Source organism: Sphingomonas sp. AX6 (assembly GCF_902506605.1).
Lineage (GTDB): Bacteria > Pseudomonadota > Alphaproteobacteria > Sphingomonadales > Sphingomonadaceae > Sphingomonas.
In genome coordinates this window covers 647627-673524 of the sequence record NZ_LR733979.1, presented here as the reverse complement: position 1 = coordinate 673524, position 25898 = coordinate 647627, and the positions used below count along the sequence as shown (strand labels likewise).

Genomic DNA, 25898 nt, shown 5'->3' with positions numbered 1-25898 from the left:
GCGGGGCAAGCGAAGCGCGCGCAGGGGTTGGGTGACCCTTCGCGTTCCGCCAGCCGATGGGCGGTGAGGTCATCGAACCATGTATTGCGTATCCTATTTGCTCTCCCGCGAGCGGCGCGATTTCGCGCGGCTGCGTCCCATCCATCTGCGCGGCGGTGCGGCGCTGTCGGTCCTGTTGCTGGCGTCGGCCTGCGGTGGCGGCGGGGGAGGCGGTCGTGTCAACCCGATCACCCCGCCTCCGGTCGCACCGACGCCCACACCGACTCCGGTGCCCACGCCCGCGCCGACCCCCACACCCACCCCGACGGTCAATTACGATACGACCGAATATCGCGCGACGGTGGGTGCGGTGTCGGCCAATGCGCTGGCGGCCTATAATCGCGCGGCGACCGGCGCGGGCATCACGGTCGGCGTGATCGACACCGGCATCGACCTGCAAAGCGAGGAATTCGGCGGACGCATCCACCCCGCGTCTCAGGACACCGCGGGCAACGGCACCGTCGACGATGAAGGCGGACACGGCACCGCGGTTGCCTTCACGCTTGCGGGTCGTCGCAACGACGTCGGCACCCACGGGATCGCGTTCGACGCGACCGTGCTGGCGCTTCGTACCGACCGACCGGGAAGCTGCGCGACCGAAGATCCCGAAAACGACGACAGCGGATGCAGACATCCCGAAAGCGCAATCGCATCGGCACTCGATGTCGCGCGCACCAACGGCGCGCGGGTGGTCAATATTTCGCTGGGCGGCGGCGGCGGGGTTGGCAACACGCTGCTCCAGGCGATCAACCGCGCAACCGCCGCGGGCGTCATCATCGTGATTTCGGCGGGAAATGACGCGGAGGCCAATCCCGACGCCTTTGCATCCACCCCGGCGCTCAATAGCTCGATTGCCCGAGGCCTGATTGTCATCGCCGGATCGGTCGGCACCACCGATGAAATTTCGACGTTCAGCAACCGAGCCGGGAGCGCTGCGGCAGTCTATCTGTCGGCGGTGGGCGAACGGGTGCGAGCCCCCAATCAGGAAAATGTCCCGTTCCTGTGGTCGGGCACCAGCTTTTCCGCGCCGCAGATCGCGGGTGCGGCGGCGCTGCTTGCCCAGGCATTTCCGAACCTGACCGGGCAGCAAATCGTCGATTTGTTGCTGACGACCGCGCGCGACGTCGGCGCGGCAGGCACGGACGCCATTTATGGACGCGGTGTGCTCGACCTCACGCGCGCGTTTCAGCCGGTCGGCACCACGGGCATTGCGGGAATGAGCGAAAGCGTGTCGCTCAGCAGCAATGCCACCTTGTCGGCGCCGATGGGCGACGCGACCAGCCATGCCGGGCTGGGTGCGGTGATCCTGGACGGGTACGACCGCGCCTTCGCCATCGACCTGGCGACGACGATCCGCCGCGAAGGCCCGGCGCGCAGCCTGTCGGGCGTTCTGCGCACCGACCGCCGTCATGTGAGCGCCGCCTATCCGGGCGGCTCGATCGCGGTGACGATCGCGCCGACACGCGCGCGCAACCTGATCGAGCGGCTGGAAATGCCGATGGGCGATGCCCAGGTGTCGCGCGCGATCGCCGCAACGGCGACGGGGCGACTGGGGGAAGACGTGACGTTCGGCTTCGGTGTTTCCGAAGGGAGCGGAGGGCTGGTCGCCCAGCTATCGGGTCGCGATGATCCAGCGTTTCTGGTCGCGGGCGATGCGACGCGCAGCGCGGGTTTCGACATTTCGTCGGATGCGTCGGTCGCGGTGCGCCAGCAATGGGGCAGGCTGGGGCTGACCGTCGCGGTCGAAAGCGGTGACGTGCTGACCCGCGGACAGGGCGCGTTTCCGCAGTTGCGGGGTCGGTTCGATCGCTATGGCTATGACCGGATCACGATCGGTTTTGATCGCCGCTTTGGTGCACTGGCCACCAATCTGAACGTCACGCGGCTGGCAGAGGCCGACACCGTGCTCGGTGCGCAGTTTTCGGGCGCGCTGGGCGCGGCGCGGGCCACCAGTTATTATGTCGACACCTCGATGCGCTGGTCTTGGGACCGGGACTGGTCGCTGGGCATGTCGATGCGCCAGGGCTGGACCCAGGCGCGGCTGCGCGGCGGGGTCGAAGGTGCGGGAACCCTCCGCACCAACGGCTATGCGATCGATATCGCCAGGTTGGCGGTGTTCAGCAGGTCCGATCGCTGGGGGTTGCGGTTCGCGCAGCCGATGCGCGTCGCGCTGGGCGGGCTCGACCTGCGGCTGCCGACCAATTGGGACTATGCGAGCAGCAGTGTCGATGCCTGGACGACCCAGCGGCTGAACCTGGCCCCAACCGGGCGCGAGATCGATGTCGAGATGCGTTATTCGACGCCCTTGTGGGCCGGAAACTTGGGAACGAACCTTTTCCTGCGCCGCCATCCGGGCAATTTCGCGCAACTGGGCAATGATGTCGGCGCAGTCGCGCGATATTCGATGGCGTTCTGAATGGCGGTGATGCCCCGTCCGCATCGCGCGAACGGGGCATCACCGATTCATATAATTACGCGCCGAACGTGCGCTGCCACCAGCCGCGACGCGGGTTGCCGTCCTCATCGCTTTCCGCGTCTCCGGCATCGGTCGGGGCAGTATCGCCTGACGGTGTTGGTTCCGGTGCCTGTGCCGCAGGTGCCGCCTGCGACGGAGCCTCGACCGCAGCGGTGGCCGCTACCTTGCGCGTTCGTGCGGGCGCTTTGGGCGCGTCGTCGTCTGCCATTGCCGCGGGTTCCCCAGCATCAACCTTTTTGCGGCGCGTCCGCTTTGGCTTTGGTGCTTCGGCTTCGGGCTCATCGGCCTGGACGACCTGCTCGACGACCGGCGTTTCGGTGGCGGTGGTCGCCTCTACGTCCGCCTTTTTGCGACGGGTGCGTTTTGGCTTGGGCTTTTCGTCCGCTTCGGCTTCTACCGGTGCCTCGACAACGGTTTCGGCCGGAGCATCGACGGTTGCGGGCGCTTCGGCGTCGGCGGCACGTGCCCGCGGGCGACGACGCGCGCGCTTGGGTTTTTCAGCCGCGCCTTCCTCGGCGGCGAGTTCGACCGGTTCGGATGCCGCGATCACCGCGTCGTCGACCGGCTGTTCGCCCGTTGCATCGGCACCTTCGCCCGCTTCGTCACCGTTCGACGCGGTTTCGCTGCGACGTGCACCGCCGCGACGACCGCGCCGACGACGCTTGCGCTTTTCGCCGCGCTCATGGCCGTTTTCTTCGGCAACGTCGTTATCGGCAGCGTCCTGCGTGTCGTCAGAGACCTCACTTTCCTGGCGTTCGGCCTGGCCTTCTTCGCGCTCTTCGCCATCACTGGTTTCGCCTTCATCACGTCCGCGACCCCGGCGTCCACGACGGCGGCGACGCTTGCGTCCGCCTTCGCCATCACTGTCGTCACGCTCGCGTTCGCGGCGGGCAGAGGGGGCGGCTTCCTCGGCTTCCTCTTCCTCGATCTCGTCCTCGATATCCTCGGGATAGTCCTCCTCGACTTCCTCGACGACCGGCGCGAAACGCGGCGCATAGGCGGGTGGCGGGCCGCTCGCCTCGACCGACATGCGCGCGCCTTCGACTTCGCCGTCCGACAGGATTTCGACGCGGACGCCGTAGCGTTCCTCGATCTCGGCGATGTCGGCGCGCTTGTTGTTGAGGACGTAGAACGCCGCTTCCTGGCTCGCGCGCAGCGTGATGTTCGATCCGCGACCGCGGGCGGCCTCGTCCTCGATCAGGCGCAGCGCTGAAAGCCCCGCCGAAGATGCGGTGCGGACCAAGCCGGTGCCTTCGCAGTGCGGGCACTGGCGCGTGGACGCTTCGAGCACGCCGGTCCGAAGCCGCTGGCGGCTCATTTCCATCAGGCCGAATGCACTGATGCGGCCGACCTGAATACGGGCGCGATCGTTCTTCAGCGCCTCCTTCATCGCCTTTTCGACCTTACGGACGTTGGACGAATGATCCATGTCGATGAAATCGATCACGACCAGGCCGGCCATGTCGCGCAGGCGCAACTGACGCGCAATTTCCTGTGCGGCTTCCAAATTGGTCGCGGTCGCGGTCTGTTCGATCGAGTGTTCGCGAGTCGACCTCCCTGAGTTGATGTCGATCGACACCAACGCCTCGGTCGGGTTGATGACCAGATAGCCGCCCGATTTCAGTTGGACGACGGGATGGTACATTGCCGCCAGCTGATCCTCGACATGATGACGCTGATACAGCGGCACCGCGTCCGAATATTGCTTCACCTTGCGCGCATGGCTCGGCATCAGCAGCTTCATGAAATCCTTGGCCTGACGATATCCGTCCTCGCCCTCAACGATTACCTCGTCGATCTCGCGATTATAGATGTCGCGGATGGCGCGCTTGATGAGGTCGCTGTCGCCGTACACGAGCGCAGGCGCCGCCGATTTCAGCGTTTCCTCGCGAATGCCGTCCCACAGTCGCGCCAAATAATCGAAGTCGCGCTTGATCTCGACCTTGGTCCGCTGAAGGCCGGCGGTGCGGACGATGCAGCCCATCGTCGGGGGCAGCTTCAGGTCCGACATGATCGTCTTGAGTCGCTTGCGATCCGATGCAGATGAGATCTTGCGCGAAATGCCGCCGCCATGCGCGGTGTTGGGCATCAGCACGCAGTAACGACCTGCAAGGCTCAGATAGCTGGTGAGCGCCGCGCCCTTGTTGCCGCGTTCTTCCTTGACGATCTGAACCAGCAGCACCTGCCGCCTGCGGATCACGTCCTGAATCTTGTAGCGCTTGCGCAGATTCAGGCGGCGCTGGCGAAGCGCCTCGACCGCGGGGTCTTCGCTGCCGCCCTTCTTGCGGCCGCGTCCCCGGCGACGATCGCCGCCTTCTTCGGGTTCGCCGTCCTCGGTCGGCTCCGCGTCTTCGTCGTCGAAATCGTCGCCTGCTGCGACTTCGTCCTCGTCGGACAAGCGCTCAACCACTTCGACATCGTCGTCGTGATGGTCGTCGTCATGATCGGAATCGGCGCGAAGGGCTGCCTCTTCGGCAGCATGTTCGGCTTCCTCACGGAGCAGGGCTTCGCGATCTTCCTTGGGGATCTGATAATAATCGGGGTGGATTTCGCTGAACGCCAGGAAACCGTGGCGATTGCCGCCATAATCGACGAACGCCGCCTGAAGCGACGGTTCGACGCGGGTAACCTTGGCGAGGTAGATATTGCCTTTTAACTGCTTGCGTTCGGCACTTTCGAAATCGAACTCTTCAATCCGGTTTCCCTTGACGACCGCCACGCGGGTCTCTTCCCGGTGGCGTGCGTCGATCAGCATACGCGTTGTCATTTAAGTCTCTCCACGCGCGCCATCCCCGTAAAGGGTTCGGCCGCGCGCTCATAAGGGGGTCGATCGGGCGGTAAAGCGCCGCTCCGGTCGATCGATGTGGATGATGTGCCTCTGCTGTCTGGACATGTCCGATCCTGTGGATCGGAACTCCCGTCGCCGCACGGCCGCCCGATGGGGCGCCTGATTGCGGAAATGACGGGAAAAGCCTCATGCAGCGTCAACCTGGATGCGCCGTCCCGAATGAAAGCCGGGCGGGCGATGAAATGCCGGAACAACCTGCGGCGCACATGACGCAACTTCCCGGACCCCTGCGGCCTAGCACCGCCAGGCCTGCGCATCAACTGGCAGCTTCTTGCCGGTCGGGCGGCAAGAATATGCCGAACGGCAAATTAACCGCGCCCGTCAACCGCGATCGAAGGGCGCGCGTCCTATCCAATGCGCAACAGGGCAGTAACGACATGAGTAGCGGATATGATTTTCGGCTGGACCGGCCACGGCTCCGCTTGGCATAGCCTGCGTATGGGGCTTTTCTTCACCATCCTCCTGATGTGGTTGCAGGGCACGCCTGCGCTGGCGGGCGTGGTGACCGGCATCGAGGTGCGCGGCGACCGGATCGTCCTGACCTTCGACGCGCGGGTCGCCAATGCGTCGGCGTTCCTGCTTGCCGGGCCGGACCGGATCGCGGTCGATGTGACCGGCGCGCAGCCGGGGCAGGGGACGATGCTGATCGGCGGACCGGTCGCGGCCGTGCGCCAGGGCAATCAAGGCGACGGCGCGCGGATCGTGTTCGATCTGGCGCGTCCGGCGATCGTCACCGAGGGCCGCTTCGGTGAGGACGGACGCACGCTGACGCTGATGCTGAAGGGGGTCGACGGCCGGAGCTTCGCGCGGGCGACCAGCGCGGGTCGGATCGATATCCTCCCGACCTTTTCAATGGGGCTGCGGCCCGAACGCCCCGCCGCGACCAAAGTTCGCGTCGCGGTTCCCGTCGCGAAAAAGGGCACGGGCCTGCCGCGCATCCACGGCATCGCCGACGACAGCCGACCGCTGGTGGTAATCGATGCCGGTCATGGCGGACACGATCCCGGCGCGATCGCCGCCGACGGCACGCGTGAGAAAGACCTGACGCTCGCCACCGCGCTTGCGATCCGGGACGCGCTGGTCAAATCTGGCCGCGTGCGCGTGGCACTGACACGCGAGGACGACAAATTCCTGATCCTGCAGGAACGTTATGGCATCGCCCGGCGGCTGGGCGCGAACCTGTTCATTTCGGTCCACTGCGACAGCGCGGGCAATGTCCAGGCGTCGGGCGCGACCGCCTATACCCTGTCCGAAGTCGCCTCCGACCGCGAAGCCGCGCGGCTGGCGGCGCGCGAGAACAAGGCCGATGTGCTGGCGGGCGTGAACCTGGCCGAACAGACGTCGGACATCTCGTCGATCCTGATCGACCTGGCCCAGCGCGAGACGCTCAACACCTCGGCCCGCTTCGCGCGCCTGCTGGGACGCGAGGCGAAGGACCGCATCCCGACCCGCGAACATTTCCATCGCATGGCGTCGCTAATGGTGCTCAAGGCCCCCGACATGCCGTCGGTGCTGTTCGAGACCGGTTATCTGTCGAACGAGGGCGATGCGGAGTTCTTGAATTCCAACGCCGGGCGAACTCGGATTGCACAAACGGTGCGCGAATCGGTGGAGATTCACTTCGCGACGCAATTGGCTGCGCGCTAGGCGCAAGGCTAGCGCAGCAGCTTCAACGCCACCGCGTCCGCCATCGCCTTGAATCCCGCATCGTTTGGATGCAGCGCGTCGCCACCGTCATAGGCTTTGGCCATGCGCTGAGGATCGGCGGGGTCGCGGGTCGCGGCATCGAAATCGACGAAGCCGTCGGCTTCGCGATTGGTGCGAATCCATTGATTGACCTCTGCTCGGACGCCTTCGCCCCATTCACTCCAGTAACTTGCTCCTTTATAGGGGAGGATGGTGCCGAACACGACCTTCACGCTGCGATCATTCGCCCGCGCGATGATCTGGCGATAGCCGTCGATGATGTCGTCCGCAGTCGGTCGTTCGGCGACCTTGTCGCGCCAGGCCGAACCGATATCGTTGACGCCTTCGAGTATGATGACATGGCTGACGCCGGGCACCGACAGCACGTCGCGGTCGAACCGCGCCAGCGCGTTAAGACCGCTGCCGTCGAGCAGCACGCGGTTGCCGCCGATCCCCAGATTGGCGACGCCAACGCCGGTCATCCGTGCGGCCTGCAACCGGTTGGCGAGCGCATCGGGCCAGCGGGTGTCGGCATCGTTGGTAGCGCGAGCACCATCGGTGATCGAATCGCCGAATGCGACGATCGTGCGCTGGCGGGCGCGCGCCTCGACATCGACACCGGCGATCATCAGCCGCTGACCGAAGCGCGTGGCATTGCGCATCGTAATCGCGTCGGTCTGATTGCCGGGCGCGATCCAGGCGGTGGCGGCGGCGTGCGAATGGACGGTGGGCGATGGCGCGCCGCTCGGCAGGTGGATGGTGATGGCGATGCGGGCCAGCGGCTCGACCGACAGCGCGATCGGATCGCTGACCAACGGTGCGTGCATCGGTACGACCGCGCTGGTTTCACCGTCGAATCGAACCTGTCGACTGGTGCCGGCGACAATCCGTCCGTCAGCGTCGGCCAGTGCGACCTCGACTGATCCGATGCGCAACACCCGGTCCGACATTTCGTTGCTGAGGCGCACTCGAAGTCGCGTCCCTCCGCTCGACAGGCGCACCACCTGACGCACGGTGCGGTCGGTCAGGTCGGGGATGCGGCGATTGGCGTCGGTGGGCGCCGATTGCGGAGCCACGGCCCAGCTTCGCGACCAGCTTTGTGCGACGGACGGCGTCGCCACCGATAGCAGGGCAAGCGCGATCAGGCTGCGGATCATCGGTCTGGTTCCCTTTGTTCGGTGCGTGGTTATTGAGTGGCGGCCTCCGGCACCTGGACTATCGCAAGTGCCAGGCTCTTGCCATCGGTCAGCATCCCCGACTGGACCAGCAGCCGCGCATTATCGGCGCTGAAACTGGGATGGAGATGGTCGGGGCGCATCCAATGGCCGGTGGTTAGCAGCGTGCGCTTGCCAGTCCGCCGATCGATCAGGTGCAGGTTGCCGTCGAAATCGTCGCCCGCCGCGAAGCGCCCGTCATAGGTGACGGCGTTGTGCCAGTAACCCCCGGTGCTGGTATCATCCTGCGGGATGTTGGGATCGGCAAACCCGGCGAGCGCGGTGCGCTTGAATGCGTCAATGGGAAGCTGGCCGAGATGCTCGACGCTGTTGTCGCGCAGATTGACGACCAGGATACCGGTCGGCACCTGACGCAGGTCGCGCTTGTGACCCATCAGGTTGAAGATGACGTGGTCCTTGTCCGCGAATTGTTCGTGGGTGACCCAGTCGAGCGGCCCTTCCTTATACACGGGACGGTTGCCGGTGCCGTCGGCGTTGACGATCCACATACGTTGCGGCGCGTCGCCGCCGGTTTCGTGGCAATAGAGGATTTCGCCGGGCACGAACGGGTTTGCCTGGACATGGCCCATGCGGAAATCGGTTTCGACGACGGTTCGGACCGCGCCGGTTTTGATGTCGATGGCGCGGATGCCGCCCGGCACTTGGGGCACTGGCTGGCCCGCCCTGCGCGGTGGTGCGCGGCGGGCGTCGAAGCCGACATAGGCGGCGGTCTCGTCTGCATCCAGGGTGAAGCCGCCCGCCTCGATATGGCCATCGGGCATGGTGGAAACGACGCGCTCATACCCGGTGCGGCGGACCTTGCCTGCGGCGGCATCGGCGAGGATCGGGTCGAGGTCGAGTTCGATCAGCCGAGTGCGACTGCCATCGGTGCGCATGTAATAGATGCGGTTGGTCAGGCGGGCGACGTTGATGCTGCCCGCGCCGACGCCTTCGCCTTGCGTGAGCTGGGTGATCCGGCCGGATATCTCGTCTACCGCGAAAATCTGCGACCCCTCAGCGCGCGTCGAGGAGCGGAACAGGATATGCCGCCCGTCCTGCGCCCATTGCGGATGGGTGGGATAGATTTTGGCGTCGCCGCGCCCGTCGGTCAGGAAGGTGATGGGGCGTCCGGTGGTGCGGTCGGCCACGACCTGCTTTTCGCTTGGAAAGACGCGTCCGACCTGGGCGGAGGCAGGGGCGGTGCTGGCGAGCAGGGCAACGAACGCGAGGCTGCGCAGGATCATGGGGTCTTCTCCTCGGGTGGGGTCAGGCGAACGCGCGTCGTCGCGTTGCGATCGACGGTGACGATGCCGCCGGCTTCATTCAGTTCGACGATCTGAAGCACGCTGCGGCGGTGCCAGTTCGGATCGCTTATGGCCTGCGGCTCGCCTGACTGGTGGACGAAATAAATGAGGTAGGCGTGATCGCCGGAGACGATCACGTCGGGATGCTGGCCCTTCGCGCGGTCGGTGGCGTGGGTGCCGGGCTCCGCGAGCAGATGGTCTGCCTGCTGCGTCCAGTTGGCCGCGTCCTCGGAGCGCATGACGAGCAACCCCTTCCATGCGTCGCTCACCAGCCACCAGCGGCTCTTCCACCGGAATGCCTTGGGGCCTTCGCCGGGGGTTTCGACCACGGTTTCCTTTACCTGCCAATGCTTCAGATCGGTGCTGTCGGCGTAGCGGATCGCCTTGCCCAGCCGCTCGTCGTTGAACCACAGCCGGTATCCGCCGGAGGGGAGGGCGACCACACTCGCATCGATCACCCGGTCGGAGCCGAGGTTCAGGCGTTCGCCGCAGGTCCAGGTCTTCAGGTCGCCGCTGGTCAGGTGGACAATGAAGCGCTCGGCATTCCAGTCGCTGAACACACCCGGCACGACCGTCAGCCACATGTGCCAGGTGTTGCCGAAGCGCTTGACCTCGGGTGCCCACAGGGTCGGCCCCGTACACGCCGCGGGAATGTTCGCGACCCCGGCATAGGTCCAGGTCGCGCCGTCCTTCGATGTGGCCACGCCGATATGGGTGCCGTGCACCCAACTTACGTCCTTGTCGGCGACGTTCAAGTCGGCACGGCGGTTGGTGTAGAACATCCGCCATTCGCGCGCTGCCGGATCATAGACGGTGGAGGCGTCCGCCGCGCCGTCGTGCACCGGATCGCGGTGGAGCGGCTTGGGCGCGACCTGCTGGTCCCCCGCCGCCCCCAGCATCAGCGCCAGCGACAGCGCGATCATTGGCGAGGCGGCGCCGCGACGGCATTGCGGCCCCAGAGCTGATCGTAGCGCCAGCCGGTCAGATCCTCGACAACGCCGCGTGCTTCAGGCGAGGTGGGGCTGGTGCCGCCCTCGCGCAGATGCTCGATCTCCGCCATCAGCACGTCATGTGTCCCGGCGTTGAGGCGGAACCGCCACGAGGCGAACAACCCTGCGAGCATGACCAGCACCGGCCCCAGCACCAGCAGCCAGGTGACGGTTGCGATCGCCTCCGGGCTTTGCGTTGCGGTGCCCCCAGGCGGAGGCGAGACATAGCCGCCGAGATCGATGATCCAGCCGGTCAGGACGATCGCGATCGATTGCGCGACCTTGCGCACCAGCGTCATCACGCCTGCGAAGATGCCTTCGCGCCGCTGGCCGGTGACCGCTTCATCGACATCGGGAAGATAGTTATAGACCGACCAGGGCACGAAATTCAGCGTGCCGCGACCCAGGCCCGCCAGGACGATTGGGACGAACAGCCAGAAAACGAGGATCGGGCTGAAACCAGCCGAAAGCGGGTTCAGCGCGGACAGGACATTGCCGTCCAGCCCGCCCATGCTGGCGGTGAATTGCTCCGGGCGCAGGAAGTAGAAGGCGAGGAACAGCAACAGCCCGGCGATGTAGAAGCTGATCGCGATGCGGTACGCGATGACCGGCCCGGTACGGATCACGATGTTGATCGCGATCAATACCGAAATGAGCTGCGCCACATACATGGTCGTGAGCATTTGGGAGATGATGAGCGTTGCGCCCGCCATCACCGTCACCACGAAAATCGGGAAGGCGGTGTTGAAGATGTCCTGCGAAATGTAGCCGCCGAGATAGATCGACAGATGCTGGCGAAACGCCCGGATGCGCAGCGTCGAAAACAGGTCGCGGAACATCACGACCGGGATCGCCAGCGCGCGTTTCACGTCGAGCGGCTGGGGCTGGATGAGCTTCTCGGCCTCGGTATAGGGACGCTCCCAGCTGAAGATCACGACGAGCAACACCACGAAGCTAAACAGCCCGCCGAAGATCGCGGCCATGATGAAGAAGGTGTCGGGCGAATCCTGCCCGCCCATATTGTTGATGATCAGCGTCGGCAGATACGAAGCGAGGATCGCGGAGGTCTGCGCGACCAGCATCCGCGCGCCCGCGAACTTCGCCTTCTTCCGGTAATCGTTGGTCATCTCCGCCGCGAGGGTTTCCCACGGGATCAGGAACATGGTGTAGACCAGCTCGAAGAAGATGAAGGTCAGCAGATAATAGGTGAAGGTCTGGCCCGAGACGAAGATCAGCGCGAAGCTGGGCAGCAGGGGGATGGTGATGAGCAGGAAGATCTTGCGGCGCCCGACCTTTCGGCCGATCCAGGTGTGGCGCAGATTGTCGGAGACATAGCCGATCAGCGGACAGGTGATCGCCTCGAGCAAGCGCGGCAGGCCGAGGATGAGCCCGGCTTCGGCGGCTGACAGATCGCAGAAGGTGACGAAGAAATAGAGCAGCCAGCCGGTGATGACCGCCTGCGCGCCCGCGCCGAGCATGTCGCCCGATCCCCAGCCCCAGTAATTATACCAGCGCGGCTGACGTTGCCCGGACGCGATAGGTGCTGCGCTGCCCACTGGCCGAATCCTCCCCGAGCATCTGAGCGTTATCGCTCAAATATCCACATATTGAATTACTATCACAGAATATGGAACGGTCAAGCGCTACATCGGCGTTAGGATTAGCCGATCGACGATCATGCCGCCGCCCTCGGTGGCGAGGGTTATGACGTGCGCGCCACCCCCGATGGCGTCGGGCAGCGGTAGCAGGATGCGATTGTCGAGCACCGCCTGCTTCCAGTCGTCGTCGCCGGTGTTGCGCGGAGCGGTCAGCCGGTGGCGCTTGCCGTCGATCGTTACGTCCAGTCGCAGCGGTTCGCCGTCGCGATCGGCATAGGTCGGCAAAATCTCGACCGAAGCGCGCCAACTTCCAGGCGGGATGGTCGAACGGATCGTGCCGCTGACGGGGGCATCGACGCGCGATCCGATTGCAGTGCCGTTGCGACCCAGCCCGTCGATGCGTCGCCAGTTGCCGGTGGCCTGCTCGGCCTCGACCACCACGTCACGGCCCTTGGCCGTATCGGGCCAGATGGTCGGGCGCGTTGGATTGCCGGTGACAGCGGGCAGCGTGACCGGCATCGCGCGATAGGATCGCCACTGGCCGTCGGCGGGTTCGACCGCCATCATCCCGCGCCATTTGCCGCCTGCGATCTCTTCGTTGTAGCGCCGCGTGAGGGCAGTGATCCGCGCATCGGCAGCGTTCGCCCGCGCGGCCCAGCCCATTGCGGTGGCGAAATCGCGGTCGCGCAGCCGGTCGTGCGCTTCGGCGGCGAAGACTCGTTCGTTGGCGCGAGCGGCTGCCTCCACCGGATAGCCGACAAGCTGGAAGAACGCGTCCTGTCGATGCGCGGGTACGCGATCGGCGACCTGACCCAGCGCGGAGAGGTTGCGTTCGAACCCCGTCATCCGATCTGCAATTTCGTGCGTCGGCAATGCGCTGGCGCGGGTGCGGCCATGCGGCAGCCACCATTGCAGATGTTCGGGCCGCCGCGCGAAGTTCAGCCGGTGATGCTCGGCCATGATCGGGGCAATTTGCTCCGCGAGCGCCGGGTCGATGTTTGCCGCCGCCCAGCCGCGGACATAGTCGTCGATCGGGCGCGCCCGCGTCCCTTCCACATCCCAGGCGAGCTGCATGAAATAGTCGATGCCGAGTTCGGCGGGCTTGATGTCGCCTGCGTTGACCACCCACATCCGCCGCGCGCCCAGATCCCACGCCCGCGTCATCTCTTCGCGAATCAACGCAGGCGGGGTGGTCGATAGCCATAGATAGGCCATCGGCGCGCCGAGATAGGACAGGTGGTAATAGACCCCCGATCCGCCCAATCGCTCGCGTTCGGTGGCGTTGGGGAATTGTCGGATGTAACCGAAATTGTCGTTGGGCCACATCAGCGTGACATCGTCCGGCACCTTCAATCCGGCGCGGTAGATGTCGAGCACTTCCTTATAGGGCGTGAAGACCTGCGGCGCTTGCGGCACGCCTGCCTTGGTTAGAAGGCCGCGCTGATCGGCAAAGATCGTCTCCAGCAACGCGCGGCGTTCCGCGGTCGTCGTCGGCCCGGCCATGCCACTGTCGTGGATACCGCGCATCCCCAGCGTCCAGACGCTTTCGTACTTCGCATTGGTATCGACCCGCGCGCGCCAATAATCGCGCACGCCGTCCGCGTTCTTCACATAATCGAACCGGTCGGCGGGCGCCGTCCATTCACCGACATTGTTGCGCAGCATCGGTTCGGCATGGCTAGATCCCATGACGACCGCATAGCGATCCGCCAGCGCGGCGTTGGCCGGGTCTGCGTTGAACGGTGCCGTGCTCTTGTGCATCGCGGGCCAAAGCAGATTGGCGCGTAATCGCAGCAGCAGTTCGAACACGCGCGCATAGGTTTTGGGACCGAGCGGTTTTTCATCCGGCGCGTGGGTCGTGGCGGCCCAGGGGACGAGCGCCCAATCCTCGTCGTTGATGAACAGCCCCCGATATTTGACGTCCGGCGCATCGATATGGTGCGTCCCCGGCAGGACGCGAACATGGTTGCGCCGCGTCGGTGTGACGTCGGCCCACCATTGCCAGGGTGACACGCCCATCGCACCCGACAGCGCGTAAATCCCATATGCGGTGCCCCGCCGATCGCTGCCGACCACGACCAATGCTTGCGGTACGCCGGGCGCGGGTCGCTCGACGGCCGCGATCAGATAGGCTTCCCAGCGACCACGCACTTGCGACACGTCGATCCGCCCCGCTGCCACAAGCCGATCGATTTCGGCATGGCGTCCCAGTGTTCCCGCCCAGATCGGTGGCGCTTCGGAATCGACGGCGCGACCGCCCACACTGACCATATCCGTGCGCAGGTCGGCGGCGGCGATCCGCACCACTTCCGCGTCGCGGGGGTCAGTCGATACCGGCGCGCCGCGCCCTGATTTCAGCAATGCGAACCCTGGCCCTGCGTCGAACGCTGCCCAGCGCTCCTCTGCCAGGGCGGGCAAGGCGAACGCGAGCAGGATCAGCGCAACGATGATCCTCATTGCTAAGTCGCCCGTTCGGCCTTCGGACGATCGGCGTTCGCCAAATCGCGATCCATCGCCGCTCCGTCAAAGGGCACGACGATGATCTTGCTGCCATGACCGTTATTGCCCATCTGCGATTCCTTTGGCGTGTCGATCACGGCGAAGGTGAGCGCGATGACATGCCCATCCTCCATTACGACGGCAGGGCGTTCGAGCTTGTTCCAGTGGTTCACCTGCCCGTTGGAATAGCGGATGAAATTGGCGCCAGGTTCATAGGCCAGCCCCTGAACGCGCCAGCCGGTCAATCCATTGCGGGAAATCATGTGATAGGCGCGCCGTTCGCGCCAATGATTGACGATCACATGATACCAGCCTCCGCTGTACCACAGCACGGGGTCTTCATAGGCGCGCATGTCGCGCTGGGGCACGCCTACAAGACCGCGATAGATGCTGTCGCCCGTGACCTTGTATGGGCCGAGAATGCCGCTGTTGCTAAGCAGCATCTGCCCAGATCGTTGGATGATCTGATACGCCCCGTCGGGCCGCAGGATTAGGCTGACGTTGGACGCCTTCCAAGGCTTCAGTTCGCTCGTTGCCTGAAGGTCGCCGGGCGTCTTGACCGATTTGAACGCGCTTTGATCGACCTCGATACTGCCGATGTTGCGCCAGGGGCCATCGGCGGTTTCGGACACGAAGATGTCACCATTGCGCGTCTCGCTGACCACGACCGCGAACCGGCCATCGGCCATGCGCAGGGCGATCACATTATGGCCAAGGCCGCCTCGGTCATCGGGCCACATCAACCCTTTGTCCCGGTACGGACCCCATAAAGTATCGCTCGCCGCCAGAACGGCTTGCGATTTACCCCATTCGCTGTGACCGAGTGCCTGGTCCCAGCGGCTGGCGTACATGCGGTATCGGCCGTCCTGCCCTTTGAGGATCTGGCCGTCCCAGTAGTTCCACTGGGCCATGCTGGCATCTTCGAGGCCGTTGCCGACATCGCGCGATCCAACCTCCGCCGCGCCCCAAGCATCGCTGCGAAGCGGGCTGACGATCGGGGTCGCGGTGAAATAGTCGATGAACGGGCGTGGTCCTAGTACCGGGACCATCTCCCGCGCGACCGTTTGCGCATGGGCAAACGGCGCTAGGAAGGCATTCGTCATGCCGGGCAAGAGCGGCGCGATCGCGGTTGCCCGAAGCAGCGCACGCCGCCCCTTGTCCATCAGATATAGGTCCGCATGAATTCGGCCAGCGCGCAGGTTGCCAAGCTTTGGCCGTAGGGCATCGAGGTCAGGCGGATGTCCTTGTAGAATTGCAAGGTGTCACCCATCGCGGTGCCGAACGACACCTGCTGAAGCTCGCCGGTTTCGTCGATATTGTCGAGCACGCCGCGCACCGCCTTGATCCCGACGGCTTCGTATTCGCGTGGCAGATAGCCCTTACGCACCGCCTTCAGGATGCCGTAAGCGAAGCCCGCGGTCGCCGATGCCTCGAGATAGCTGGTCGGATCGACGATCAGCGTGTGCCACAGTCCGCTTTCGTCCTGCGTCTCGGCCAGCGTCTTCACCTGGGCGGCGAGTGTATCGATGAGGAAGGTGCGGAATGCGTCGCCTTCTGGCAAATCCAGAATCTCGATGATTTCGGGGATCGCGATCGTGACCCAACAATTGCCGCGCGCCCACAGCGCCTCAGCAAAGTTGTGGCGACCGTTGAAGTCCCAACCGTGAAACCACAGGCCGGTCTTCTTATCGAACAGATATTTGATGTGGACCAGGAACTGGCGCTTGGCCTCCTCGACATAATGCGGGCGGTTGAGCAGCAGGCCGATCTTGGCGAGCGGCAGCACCGACATCATCAACGTGTCGTCCCACATTTCGCCGGGATTCTCGTCGTTATAGACGATGTGCTGGAACCCGCCTTCCTCGGTCTTGGGCAGGCCGTCGGGGGCCATCAGCCATTCGGCCCAGGTGTCGAGATAGGGGATGTAGCGCGGGTCGGGCTCGTGTTCGTAGAGATAGGCCAGCGTGATGAAGGGCGCGACGGTATTGATGTTCTTGGTCGGCGTGCCCTCTGCAAAGCGATCCTCGAACCACTGCTTGATGATGTCGAGCGCCTTTTGGTCGCCGGTCTGCTCGAAATAGCGCCACATGCCGAACAGGCCGATGCCGTGGGTCCATTCCCATCCGGCCCAGCCCTTGGTGTCGATGATCCGTCCATCGTCGAGATGGAGCAGGAACTCGCCGGTCTCGTCCTTGATGTTGACGAGGTTGTGCATGAGGAGCTGGATCGCGTCCGTCACCTGCTGGCGGGGAATGTCGTGGGTCAGCGCGGCCAAGTTGATATCTCCTGTGGATTGATGAGGCGACGGGTCAGGCCTTCAGGCCGTAATCGCGCGCCATGGATCGGTAGAGGTCGAGGAATTCTGGGATCGCATCATAGCGGCCACCGGGATGGTCGAAATGCGGTTCTTGCGGAACGGTCGTTGCGGCCGGGGTCGATCCGGGTGCTTCGGCGGCGCTCAATCCCTGGCTCAACAGATCGGGGCGGGGGCCGCCGCCTGCGTTGACGCCTTCGCGGGTGAAGATGGCTTCCTGATGCCGGATCGGTTCCCAGATGAAGCTGCCCCAACCCGATGGCTGCGCATGGACAATGTCGTTGAGGTAACGCTTGCGCGACGAATATTCGAGCGCGAGGAAACCGTGATCGGGATAGCGTTCGGGGAACGCCGCAAAGGTCCGTTCCCAATCGCCTTGCGCCAATTGCTGGTAACAGGAAAAACCCGCGCAATCGAACCGCACATCGCGGGCGAGAAGATTGTCCATCCAGTCCTGGACGATTTGCCAGTGGCGACCAAGATGGTTGTGGAGCACGATCTTCGCATCGGGCGCGTGTTCGCGCGCGCCCGCGATCGCGGCTTTCATGATCGCGGCGAAGCGGTCGTGCCCGCCCGGCAGGATGTTGGTATTCTGGCGCGCATCGGTGACCGGATTGCCGGTGGCGATGGTCGCGGGCAGGCGCCCTTCGGGCCACAGCATGCCAAAGGTGATCTCGTTGCCCAGCACCACCATGTCGGGGGTGGCGCCGCCCGCCGTCATCGCCTTCATTGCGTCAGCACCGTGCGCGTGGACGGCATCGACCAGCCTGGAAAAGGGCAGGTTGGTCCAGGCGTGCGGCTTGTCCTGACGTTCTGGATTGGTCCAGTCGTCCGAATAATGGATGGTGACCGACGTGTGAAAGCCACCGTCGCGGATGCGGCGGGCGAACTTCACCATTTGCGCCATGTCGCACCACGGGCCGCCGGGTTTCTCTTTCGAATAGCCGCGGGCGGGATCGACGAACAACCGCGCCTTGATCGCGTTGAACCCTGCGTCCTTCAAGATGTCGAACGGATCGCGCCGGACGCCGTTCTCGAAATAGGTGGCGCCCCGTGCTTCGTCCTCGGGGATCCACGAAACGTCGGCACCGATCAGATAGGGCCAGGGACGCGCGGCCTTGGGTGCCGTCGCACCGGTGTGCGGCATCGTCGCGCAACCGGCGAGCCCGGCGACCAGCGTTGCGCCCGCCGCCGTGCCCAGATCGCGGCGGGTGAGGCCGCTCATTTTAGTTCCGCAGGCGTGCGGGGGGCGGGGACCATGCGCACCGGCAGGCCACCCTTTACGTTGCGCATCGTCACAAGCCGCACCGGTTCCAGCGCATTGCCCGGCTTTCCGTCCGACGTCACCGCCAGCGAGATGACGTTCGACCCGCGATGGTTGAGGATGCCTTCGGGGATCGGGAAGGTGCGCTGCGGGCCGACATGCGCGATGAACTGGCCCATGTTCCAGCCATTGACGAACAGCAGCACACGGTAATCGACGGCGGAGCGCGGCGTATCGGGATCGCCGAACTGAACGGCGATGGTCGCGTCCTGACCCTTGGGCACGCTTAGGTTGAACTTGGTGCGATACCAGCTCGTACCTGCTTGCGCGGTCGTGGCGGGGACGGTCGCAGCTTCCCAGCGGCGGTCGTCGAAGCCGGGCAGGTGCCAGCCGACGCGTTCGCCATAAAGACCGCCATTATTGGGTACGCCACGCACCGGATCGGCGAGATCTTCCCCGCCGCGGCGGCCCTGGATTTTCCACGCCACCGGAATGGCGAAGCTGCGCCCGGCCTGCTTTTCGACCGATGCGGAAACAAGGCCGCGCGCTTCCTTGTGGAAGTCGTCGGATTCGAGGTTCCAGTTATGGCCGTTGTTGCGGACCATGATGCTGACGACATGCTCGCCGGGGGTGCGCGCCTCTGGCGGCAAGTCGAAACTGGTCGCGCCCGTGGTGATCGGGCGGGGTGCGCCGGCGGGCAATTCATGCTGGCCGACGAACTTGCCGTCGAGGAACACCTGCGCCATCCCGGCACCGCCCGCGCCATAGTGAAAGCGGATGCGCTCGGCATCGGGTGTTCCCTGGAACCGTCCGCGATACCAGACATCGCCTTCGTGGAAGCCATAGGCATCCATCAGCATGTTGGGCTCGCCATCGGGACGGATGGTGTTGCTGGCATAGGCGCGGCGGTCGATCGCCTGCCACGCGCTGTCGTCGAATGCGGCCTGGGTTTCGGGCGAGCCCGTTGCCATGCGCCAGTCGGTCAGCGCGGGAAGCGCGAAGTCGACCGGCCCTGCTAGCTTGCTCGAAGCGACGCGGCTGGTGCCGACGCCCGGCACGGTTGCGACGCGCGTGCCGTTCCACGTAACCGTGCGCGCGGCGCGCGGTGCCCAGACTTCGAGCGGGCTTTCGATCGCCGTATCACCCGTCAACGCTAGACGGCTGCCGCGCAATTCTGCGGTGCGCAGCAATTGCGGGCCGCGGACTAGCACGTCGCCATCCTTCCAGAAGCGCATCGCTTCGGGTTCGTCGGCGATCAGCAAATTGAGCGCCGGACGCCCTCCGCCCTCGATCCTCATGCGCGCCAGGCCCTGATGCTGATAATCGAGCGTGAGGTCGCCGGTCGCCGCATCGAAGCGGTGGCGGACGGTGCCTTCGAGCACGGTCACCGTCGGCGCACTGGTGTAACGCAGCAATGTCTGGCCATCCTCCGCCGCACGGCCATAGATCAACGCAAGCGCCTCGCCGTCGAGCGTCATCGCGTACTGCAATTCGCTCGTCGAATAGACCAGCCGCTGGCCCGCGACGGTCACGCCCGCAACCAGCCATTTGGCGTCATAGCCGTTGAGTTGCAGCGGCATCGTATAGCGCCCGTCGGGCAGGTCGGTGGTCACCGTGAAGCGGTGGTTGCCGCTCTCGTTCGATGGGTTCTGCGTCACGAGCAGGAAGCGCGCGTCGGTTTCCGGCGACCGGTTGTGATATACCTGAACCTTGTCGCTCGATTTCTGGACCGCGGGCGCGGGGATCATGCCCGCGAGATCGGGCACGGCCTCGATTAGCCCCCCCAGTTGCTTCATCTCCAGCGCCTTGTCGCGCACCTCGCGCGGCTCGCTGATGGCGGCGCCATAGTCATAGCTGGTGAACACGACCGGCGCAGGGGTCCAGCCCCAGCTCGTGCCGCCATAGGTCATGTAAAAGCTCTGGATGTTGATCCCGTTGGAGAGGTTGGTGCCGTAGAAGACGCGCTGATAACGCCGACCGCGCTGGATGGCGTTGCATTCATAGCCGCCGTTCGATCCCCAATAATCGAACCAGCCGCCGCCGAATTCTGCGGCGAAGCCGGGCGTGTTGGGGCTGGCGGAGGCACCACCGCGCGCGCCCCCGGTGCCGTAATAGCCCCAGTCCGGGGCCGCCGATCCCTTGGTCGGCTCGCCGCCCACGGTGCAGGTGCCACCGGGATAGCCGTCGAATGCATAGAGATCGACCGGGCCTTTGACGGTCTTCTCGACCGGCGAATCCTCGGGCACCCAATATCCGTTGCGGCCCTGGTCGTTGTGAAAGATCGGGATGGTGATGCCGTCGGCGCGCGCCTTGGCATAGAGGTGATCCATGTAGCGCGACTGGGCGGGCGTGGTCAGCGCGAGTTCGTTCTCGATCTGGTGGAGGATGACGCTGCCGCCCTTCTCCCCGTTCGGGCCGCCATTGATCTGGTGCCGCGCAATGATCCGGTTGATCTCGGTCAGCCACTCGTCCGACGCTTCGAGATATTCGGGCGCATCGGTGCGTGCGCGGACGCGCTGGTTGACCAGCCAGCCGGGATAGCCGCCGCGCGACAATTCCGCATTCACATAGGGACCGGCGCGGGTGATGACGTAGAGGCCCTCTTCCGCCGCCATTTTGAGCAACAGGTCGATGTCGCGGATGCCGTTGAAATCATAGACGCCCTGTTTCGGGCTGTGGAAGCCCCAATAAACGTAGATCGCGACGGTGTTGTATCCGGTCGCCTTCATCTTTTGCAGGATGTCGCGCCACAGATCGGGGGAGGGCAGGCGAAAGGCGTGCATTTCCCCGCCCCAGATCACCAGCCGCTTGCCGTCGATCAGCAGCGAGCGCGCGTCGAAGCCGACGCGGCCGAAATTCTGGATGGGCGCTTCGAGATTTTGGGTGGGCTTGGCGACCTGAGCGGCGGCGGGCATGGCGGCGAGCATGGTGCAGGCGAGCAGTAGCGGGCGGAGCATCGGCAATCCCCTCATCAGGCCAGGTGGAACACGCGGGCAAGCGGCCATTCGCGTGGGGAATTGTCGGGATTGGTTTCCATGAGCGGGGCCATCGCATCCCACCAGCGCTTCATCACCGGATGCTGCGGCAAGGCATCGCGTTTGCTCTCATCCGCCAGCGTCAGGGTCGCGAACAGCGCATTGGAGTCGGCGTCGTGATAGATCGAATAATCGGAGATTCCGGCGTCGCGGAGCAGATCGACCAGTTCGGGCCAGATCGCGTCGTGCGCGGCACGGTATTCGGCAAGCTTGCCGGGTTTGAGCTGCATCCGAAAGGCGTGAACGCCCATATCCCCCTCCATTACCACTATGTGGAATATGTTATCACCATCTGGTATCAGGTGATGCGGGGCAGGTCAATGTGCCGGGAGCGGGATGGAGGCGGTCTGAAACTGCTGAACGCTGGCGGCACGCTTTGATGATCTCGCGACCGATCACGGCCGTCACTCTGTCAGAGCCGAACACCGATTTTAGGCAGGATCTGGATCATTGCCACGTACAGAATGACCGTCAACGCGCATCCGATCGCCAGCGCCGGCCAGAACCCAAGCCCGCGTTTGAATAGCCACGGAACCACTAGAAACATCGGCAGGCTGGGCAATACGAACCAGAAGGTCGCGGTGCTGTGCTCGCCAAGCCGGGTCAGGTCGCGGGTGTCGCGCCACAGCCACATCATGCCCAGGATCGATACCAGAGGCAGCGATGCGACCAGCGCACCCCAGCCGGGATAGCGCCGCGCGATCTCGCTCGCGACCGCGATCAGCACGCCGGAAATCGCTGCTTTGATGACGAGATAAAGCATGAGCTCCCCTTTGGCCTTAGAACCAGGCACGAATCCCGACGACGAGGTTGGTCGAGGACGGATCGTCGCCCGCCGCGCGCGCGAAATCGGCGGTGCAACCGAACTTCGCTTCGTGGACGATGCCGACATAAGGTGCGAACTCGCGAGCGATTTCGTAGCGCAGGCGCAGGCCAATTTCGGCGCTGGTCAGGCCCGATCCGATGCCGAGTTCGGGGATGTCCTGCGCCGACAGTTCGAACTCGACCTTCGGCTGGAGGGTCAGGCGCTGGGTTAGGCGCTGGTCGTATTCGGCCGACGCGCTGGCGCGGACTTCGCCTTGGGTGGAGAGATAGAGATAGCCATCGACCTCGAACCAATAGGGTGCGAGTCCCTCGACGCCGATCGCGGCATGGGTGCGGTCGGGGCCGACGCCCAGATCCTGCCGGACGCCCGCTGGAAGATTGAAATAGGGACCGATCGCGCGCGAATAGAGCGCCTTGAGTTCGACGTCTGCGAACGGCTCGCCGAATTCGCCCTCGCCGTCGGCTTTGAGCACCAACCGATTAATGTCGCCGCCGAACCAGGCATCGGCTTCGAATTTATAGCCGGCATGACCATTGGCGATCTTTACCTCGGCAAGGTCGATCATCACCTGGCTGAAGCTGCCGCCGCCATGCTCGCGGCGGAGCATGTCGCGCGCGGGTTGCATCGCGCTTTGGCCCCACACCCGATCGGCATAGTTCGCGACGACCGGTCGCGGTGCGGGGGCATCGCCCGGCGACAGGTCGGTTCCGTCTGCTTCGCCATCGGCATCGGCCGCACCAGTGCCCGATGTGCAATGGCCCATCTCCGCGTGTTCGGGCAGGCAGTCCGGATCTTGGGCTGCGGACTCGGGAGTCGACGCTTCGGGCATCTTGCAATGGCCCATCTCAGCGTGTTCGGGCGTGCAGCCCGTCTGTTGCGAAGCGGCGGGCGGCGCGGGCATCTCGCAATGCCCCATTTCCGCATGTTCCGGTGTGCAGGCCGATGTTGTCAGCGCAGGTGTCGGGCTGGGCGTCGGGGCGGGCGGAGGCGCGGGCGCGGCGCCATGCTGGCTGTGCCCACCATGCGATTGCGCCAGCGCGGGCGTCGCGGTGACCAACTCGCCCATCGCCGCACCCAGGAACAGCAGCCGGTTCATGCCGCTTCCTCCCGCGGACGCACGGTCACGACCTGCATCATCCCGGCGTGCATGTGATAGAGCATGTGGCAGTGGAACGCCCAGTCGCCGACCGCGTCCGCGGTGAAGTCGAAAGCCGCGGTGCCGCCCGGCTGGACGTTCACCGTATGCTTGCGCGGCGCAAAATCGCCGTGCCCGGTCACCAGTTCGAAAAAATGGCCGTGCAGATGGATGGGGTGCGTCATCATCGTGTCGTTGACCAGGGTGATGCGAACCCGCTCGCCCTCCAGGAACGGGATCGGATCGCGGACTTCGGAAAGTTTCTCGCCGTCGAATGCCCACATATAGCGTTCCATGTTGCCGGTCAGATGGATGCGCATTTCGCGTTCGGGTGCGCGGATATCGGGGTTGCGCGTCGTCGCGATGAGATCGCGGTACGTGAGCACTCGGTGGCCGACATCCTCCAGCCCCTGGCCCGGATCGCCCATCCGGTCGACCGGCATGGGCGAGATGGTCTGGACGGTCGGCGTCTTCTTCACCCCCGGCGCGACGGAGAAATCGCGCATCGAATGATCCATCGCCATGCCGCCCGCCGCGCCCTGAGCCGCACCATGGCCCATCGCGGCATGATCGACTGCGCTATCGCCCTCGGGCATTGTGCAGTGGCCCATCGCCGCATGCTCCGCGGTGCAACCCGCGGCAGCACCGTGATCCATCGCGCCCATCCCCATGTCCTTCATGGTCGCGAGCGGGCGCTTGCGCAGTGGCGGGACTTCGGCCGCCATACTGGGCCGCGGCGCCAGCGTGGCTACGCCCATACCCGACCGGTCGATGCTTTCGGCGACCAGCGTATAGGCGCGGTCGTCGGCGGGCTCGACGATCGCGTCATAGGTTTCGGCAACCGCGATCTGAAATTCGTCCACCGGCACCGGCCTCACGTTAAGGCCATCCGCCTGGACGATGGTGATCTTCAGCCCCGGTATCCGCACGTTGAACGTCGTCATTGCCGACGCATTGACGAAGCGCAGCCGCACCCGTTCGCCAGGCTTGAACAGGGCGGTCCAATTGTCGCGCGGACCATGCCCGTTGACCAGATAGCTATAGGTCGAACCGGTCACGTCTGCGACGTCGGTCGGGTCCATCCGCATCCGGCCCCATTCGAGCCGCTCGCTCGCCGCCATCGGCTCGCCGTCGGTCGCGGTCAGCTTCTGCTGGTTGAAATAGCCGCCCATCTGCTTGAGTTTCCGGAAGATCATGTGCGGGTGCAGGAAGCTGTAATCGGACAGCACCACCACATGCTCGCGATCGGACGTGATCGGATCGGCGCCCTCGGGGTCGATCACGATCGGGCCGTAATGCCCCATCTGCTCCTGCAACCCCGAATGGCTGTGATACCAATAGGTGCCCGCCTGAAGGATCGGGAATTCGTAGGTGAAGGTCGCGCGCGGCTTGATGCCCGGAAAGCTCACACCCGGCACGCCGTCCATATGGAACGGCAGGATCAGCCCGTGCCAGTGGATCGAGCTATCCTCGTCCAGCGCGTTTTCGACATGGAGGCGGACATTCTGGCCCTCGCGTAAGCGAATCAGCGGCCCCGGCACGGTGCCGTTGATGCCGATGCCGTGGCCTGGCTTGCCGTCGATGGTCAGCATCTGATGCGCGATCTTCAGCCGGATATCCTCGCCCGACACCTCGGGCAGGTCGCGGACAAGGCCCGGCGAATTGGTCTGCGCCCAGGCGGGCATCCATGCCGACAGCGCCAGCGCGCCGCCGCCGAGCCCCGCGCCGCGTAGCAATTGCCGCCGGTCGAATAATGCAGTCATCTGGTATGAAGCTCCGTTGGTTATCGGGTTCTACGCGCGGCGCCCCGCTACCCCTCGAAGTCGAGGCACATCAATGCGTGCCGAGCAGCGAAGGCTTGGCGATCATCCACAGCGCCATCGCCACCATCATCAGGTTTTCGGTCAACGACACGAACCCCAGCGGCACCTTGCTGTCGCCGCCGACGCAAGCGCATTTCAACTCGCGCTTGTCGATATAGACCGCCTTGAACACCGAGACCGCACCGATCGTACCGATGAACAGCGCGATCGGCACCGATGCCCACATCGCAATCCCTGCGATCATTAGCAGCCCCGCCGCGCCTTCGGCGAAGGGATAGATATGGCCGTACGGCACCCAGCGCTTGGCGAGCAGGTCGTAGTTCAGGAACATCGTCGCGAAGCTGTCCACGTCTTTCAATTTCTGGAGCGCGAGCAGACACATCGAAAAGGCGATGAACCATTCGCCCGTGCGGATGCTCAGCACGCTGCCTGCCGTCGCCCAATTGGCCGCGACCGCCATCAGCGCCGCCATCGCGAACAGCGCGATTACCGGAGTATAGGTGACCGCGTCCTTGTCCTCCACCCGCTTGCCGAAATACCGGCGCAGATCGTCATAGCCGCCGATCCGCTGGCCATCGATGAAGACCTGCGGCGTGGTCTTCACGTCGTGCTTGGCCTTGAACGCATCGGTTTCCGGGCGCGTCGTCAGGTGGTGGTCGGCGACCTCGAACCCCTCGCGCCTGAGCAGGTCGAGCGCTTTCAGGCCGTAAGGGCAGGTGTGTTCGGGCATCACCATCCGGTATAGTTCTGCCTTGGTCGGGCGCTGTGCCACGTCTCGCTCCTCGTCAATGCTTCGGTCTGACCCACCATGTGGGGCTTCCAATCATTGGAAGGTCAAGGGCGCATCG

17 protein-coding genes are annotated in these 25898 nt (G+C 64.7%); 2 read left to right on the top strand and 15 right to left on the bottom strand.

Annotated elements, in window-relative coordinates:
• The first annotated feature begins 79 nt into the window (after positions 1-79).
• Complete coding sequence (locus tag ENHY17A_RS03265) at positions 80-2455, top strand: S8 family peptidase (protein WP_159710032.1); 2376 nt, start codon at positions 80-82, stop codon at positions 2453-2455.
• 55 nt (positions 2456-2510) lie between these two features.
• Here the strand turns inward: ENHY17A_RS03265 and ENHY17A_RS03260 are convergent, their stop codons facing one another.
• On the bottom strand, positions 2511-5282 hold the full coding sequence (locus ENHY17A_RS03260) for an Rne/Rng family ribonuclease (RefSeq protein ID WP_236547722.1): 2772 nt from the start codon (positions 5280-5282) through the stop codon (positions 2511-2513).
• 471 nt (positions 5283-5753) lie between these two features.
• Here ENHY17A_RS03260 and ENHY17A_RS03255 point away from each other — a divergent pair, with 471 nt between their 5' ends.
• Positions 5754-7010, top strand: a complete 1257-nt coding sequence (locus ENHY17A_RS03255; protein WP_159710030.1) for an N-acetylmuramoyl-L-alanine amidase — start codon at positions 5754-5756, stop codon at positions 7008-7010.
• 8 nt (positions 7011-7018) lie between these two features.
• On the opposite strand, the gene ENHY17A_RS03250 is transcribed toward ENHY17A_RS03255, so the two are convergent.
• The 14 genes from ENHY17A_RS03250 to ENHY17A_RS03185 all read right to left on the bottom strand — a co-directional run bounded on the left by ENHY17A_RS03250 (position 7019) and on the right by ENHY17A_RS03185 (position 25786).
• On the bottom strand, positions 7019-8206 hold the full coding sequence (locus ENHY17A_RS03250; RefSeq protein ID WP_159710028.1) for an SGNH/GDSL hydrolase family protein: 1188 nt from the start codon (positions 8204-8206) through the stop codon (positions 7019-7021).
• 29 nt (positions 8207-8235) lie between these two features.
• A complete protein-coding gene (locus ENHY17A_RS03245; protein ID WP_159710026.1) occupies positions 8236-9507 on the bottom strand; it encodes a TolB family protein in 1272 nt (423 codons plus the stop codon).
• Positions 9504-10490, bottom strand: coding sequence for a glycoside hydrolase family 43 (locus ENHY17A_RS03240; protein WP_159710024.1), 987 nt, complete (start codon positions 10488-10490; stop codon positions 9504-9506). Before ENHY17A_RS03240 ends, ENHY17A_RS03245 begins: the two co-directional genes overlap by 4 nt.
• Positions 10487-12112 (bottom strand): MFS transporter, encoded by a 1626-nt coding sequence (locus ENHY17A_RS03235; protein ID WP_236547721.1) that lies wholly within the window; start codon positions 12110-12112, stop codon positions 10487-10489. Before ENHY17A_RS03235 ends, ENHY17A_RS03240 begins: the two co-directional genes overlap by 4 nt.
• An 87-nt stretch (positions 12113-12199) precedes the next feature.
• The gene (locus ENHY17A_RS03230) at positions 12200-14611 is read right to left on the bottom strand and encodes a glycosyl hydrolase 115 family protein (RefSeq protein WP_159710022.1); all 2412 of its coding nucleotides are present in this window, start codon (positions 14609-14611) and stop codon (positions 12200-12202) included.
• A gap of 2 nt (positions 14612-14613) precedes the next feature.
• The gene (locus ENHY17A_RS03225; RefSeq protein ID WP_236547720.1) at positions 14614-15756 is read right to left on the bottom strand and encodes a glycoside hydrolase family protein; all 1143 of its coding nucleotides are present in this window, start codon (positions 15754-15756) and stop codon (positions 14614-14616) included.
• 59 nt (positions 15757-15815) lie between these two features.
• The gene (bglB, locus tag ENHY17A_RS03220) at positions 15816-16928 is read right to left on the bottom strand and encodes a beta-galactosidase BglB (RefSeq protein WP_159710018.1); all 1113 of its coding nucleotides are present in this window, start codon (positions 16926-16928) and stop codon (positions 15816-15818) included.
• Between the two features lie 34 nt (positions 16929-16962).
• Complete coding sequence (locus ENHY17A_RS03215; protein ID WP_159710016.1) at positions 16963-18192, bottom strand: glycosyl hydrolase 53 family protein; 1230 nt, start codon at positions 18190-18192, stop codon at positions 16963-16965.
• The gene (locus ENHY17A_RS03210; RefSeq protein WP_159710014.1) at positions 18189-21188 is read right to left on the bottom strand and encodes a beta-galactosidase; all 3000 of its coding nucleotides are present in this window, start codon (positions 21186-21188) and stop codon (positions 18189-18191) included. The genes ENHY17A_RS03215 and ENHY17A_RS03210 overlap by 4 nt, the downstream gene beginning before the upstream one ends.
• Positions 21189-21202: 14 nt before the next feature.
• Positions 21203-21517 carry an L-rhamnose mutarotase gene (locus tag ENHY17A_RS03205; RefSeq protein ID WP_159710012.1) on the bottom strand — a complete coding sequence of 105 codons (315 nt, stop codon included), beginning with the start codon at positions 21515-21517 and terminating at the stop codon, positions 21203-21205.
• A gap of 161 nt (positions 21518-21678) precedes the next feature.
• A complete protein-coding gene (locus ENHY17A_RS03200; RefSeq protein WP_159710010.1) occupies positions 21679-22029 on the bottom strand; it encodes a DUF3147 family protein in 351 nt (116 codons plus the stop codon).
• Positions 22030-22045: 16 nt separating this feature from the next.
• Positions 22046-23188: a copper resistance protein B gene (locus ENHY17A_RS03195; RefSeq protein WP_159710008.1), complete on the bottom strand. Its 1143-nt coding sequence runs from the start codon at positions 23186-23188 to the stop codon at positions 22046-22048.
• A complete protein-coding gene (locus ENHY17A_RS03190; RefSeq protein ID WP_159710006.1) occupies positions 23185-24990 on the bottom strand; it encodes a copper resistance system multicopper oxidase in 1806 nt (601 codons plus the stop codon). The genes ENHY17A_RS03195 and ENHY17A_RS03190 overlap by 4 nt, the downstream gene beginning before the upstream one ends.
• A gap of 70 nt (positions 24991-25060) precedes the next feature.
• Positions 25061-25786, bottom strand: a complete 726-nt coding sequence (locus tag ENHY17A_RS03185; protein ID WP_159714068.1) for a glutaredoxin family protein — start codon at positions 25784-25786, stop codon at positions 25061-25063.
• Positions 25787-25898: the final 112 nt, after the last annotated feature.

Excerpts from the sequence above, each read along its gene's own strand:
- ENHY17A_RS03265 (WP_159710032.1), top strand. The coding sequence starts at position 80 with ATGTATTGCGTATCCTATTTGCTCTCCCGCGAGCGGCGCGATTTCGCG.
- ENHY17A_RS03260 (WP_236547722.1), bottom strand. The coding sequence starts at position 5,282 with ATGACAACGCGTATGCTGATCGACGCACGCCACCGGGAAGAGACCCGC.
- ENHY17A_RS03255 (WP_159710030.1), top strand. The coding sequence starts at position 5,754 with ATGATTTTCGGCTGGACCGGCCACGGCTCCGCTTGGCATAGCCTGCGT.
- ENHY17A_RS03250 (WP_159710028.1), bottom strand. The coding sequence starts at position 8,206 with ATGATCCGCAGCCTGATCGCGCTTGCCCTGCTATCGGTGGCGACGCCG.
- ENHY17A_RS03245 (WP_159710026.1), bottom strand. The coding sequence starts at position 9,507 with ATGATCCTGCGCAGCCTCGCGTTCGTTGCCCTGCTCGCCAGCACCGCC.
- ENHY17A_RS03240 (WP_159710024.1), bottom strand. The coding sequence starts at position 10,490 with ATGATCGCGCTGTCGCTGGCGCTGATGCTGGGGGCGGCGGGGGACCAG.
- ENHY17A_RS03230 (WP_159710022.1), bottom strand. The coding sequence starts at position 14,611 with ATGAGGATCATCGTTGCGCTGATCCTGCTCGCGTTCGCCTTGCCCGCC.
- ENHY17A_RS03225 (WP_236547720.1), bottom strand. The coding sequence starts at position 15,756 with ATGACGAATGCCTTCCTAGCGCCGTTTGCCCATGCGCAAACGGTCGCG.
- ENHY17A_RS03215 (WP_159710016.1), bottom strand. The coding sequence starts at position 18,192 with ATGAGCGGCCTCACCCGCCGCGATCTGGGCACGGCGGCGGGCGCAACG.
- ENHY17A_RS03210 (WP_159710014.1), bottom strand. The coding sequence starts at position 21,188 with ATGCTCCGCCCGCTACTGCTCGCCTGCACCATGCTCGCCGCCATGCCC.
- ENHY17A_RS03205 (WP_159710012.1), bottom strand. The coding sequence starts at position 21,517 with ATGGGCGTTCACGCCTTTCGGATGCAGCTCAAACCCGGCAAGCTTGCC.
- ENHY17A_RS03200 (WP_159710010.1), bottom strand. The coding sequence starts at position 22,029 with ATGCTTTATCTCGTCATCAAAGCAGCGATTTCCGGCGTGCTGATCGCG.
- ENHY17A_RS03195 (WP_159710008.1), bottom strand. The coding sequence starts at position 23,188 with ATGAACCGGCTGCTGTTCCTGGGTGCGGCGATGGGCGAGTTGGTCACC.
- ENHY17A_RS03190 (WP_159710006.1), bottom strand. The coding sequence starts at position 24,990 with ATGACTGCATTATTCGACCGGCGGCAATTGCTACGCGGCGCGGGGCTC.
- ENHY17A_RS03185 (WP_159714068.1), bottom strand. The coding sequence starts at position 25,786 with ATGGTGATGCCCGAACACACCTGCCCTTACGGCCTGAAAGCGCTCGAC.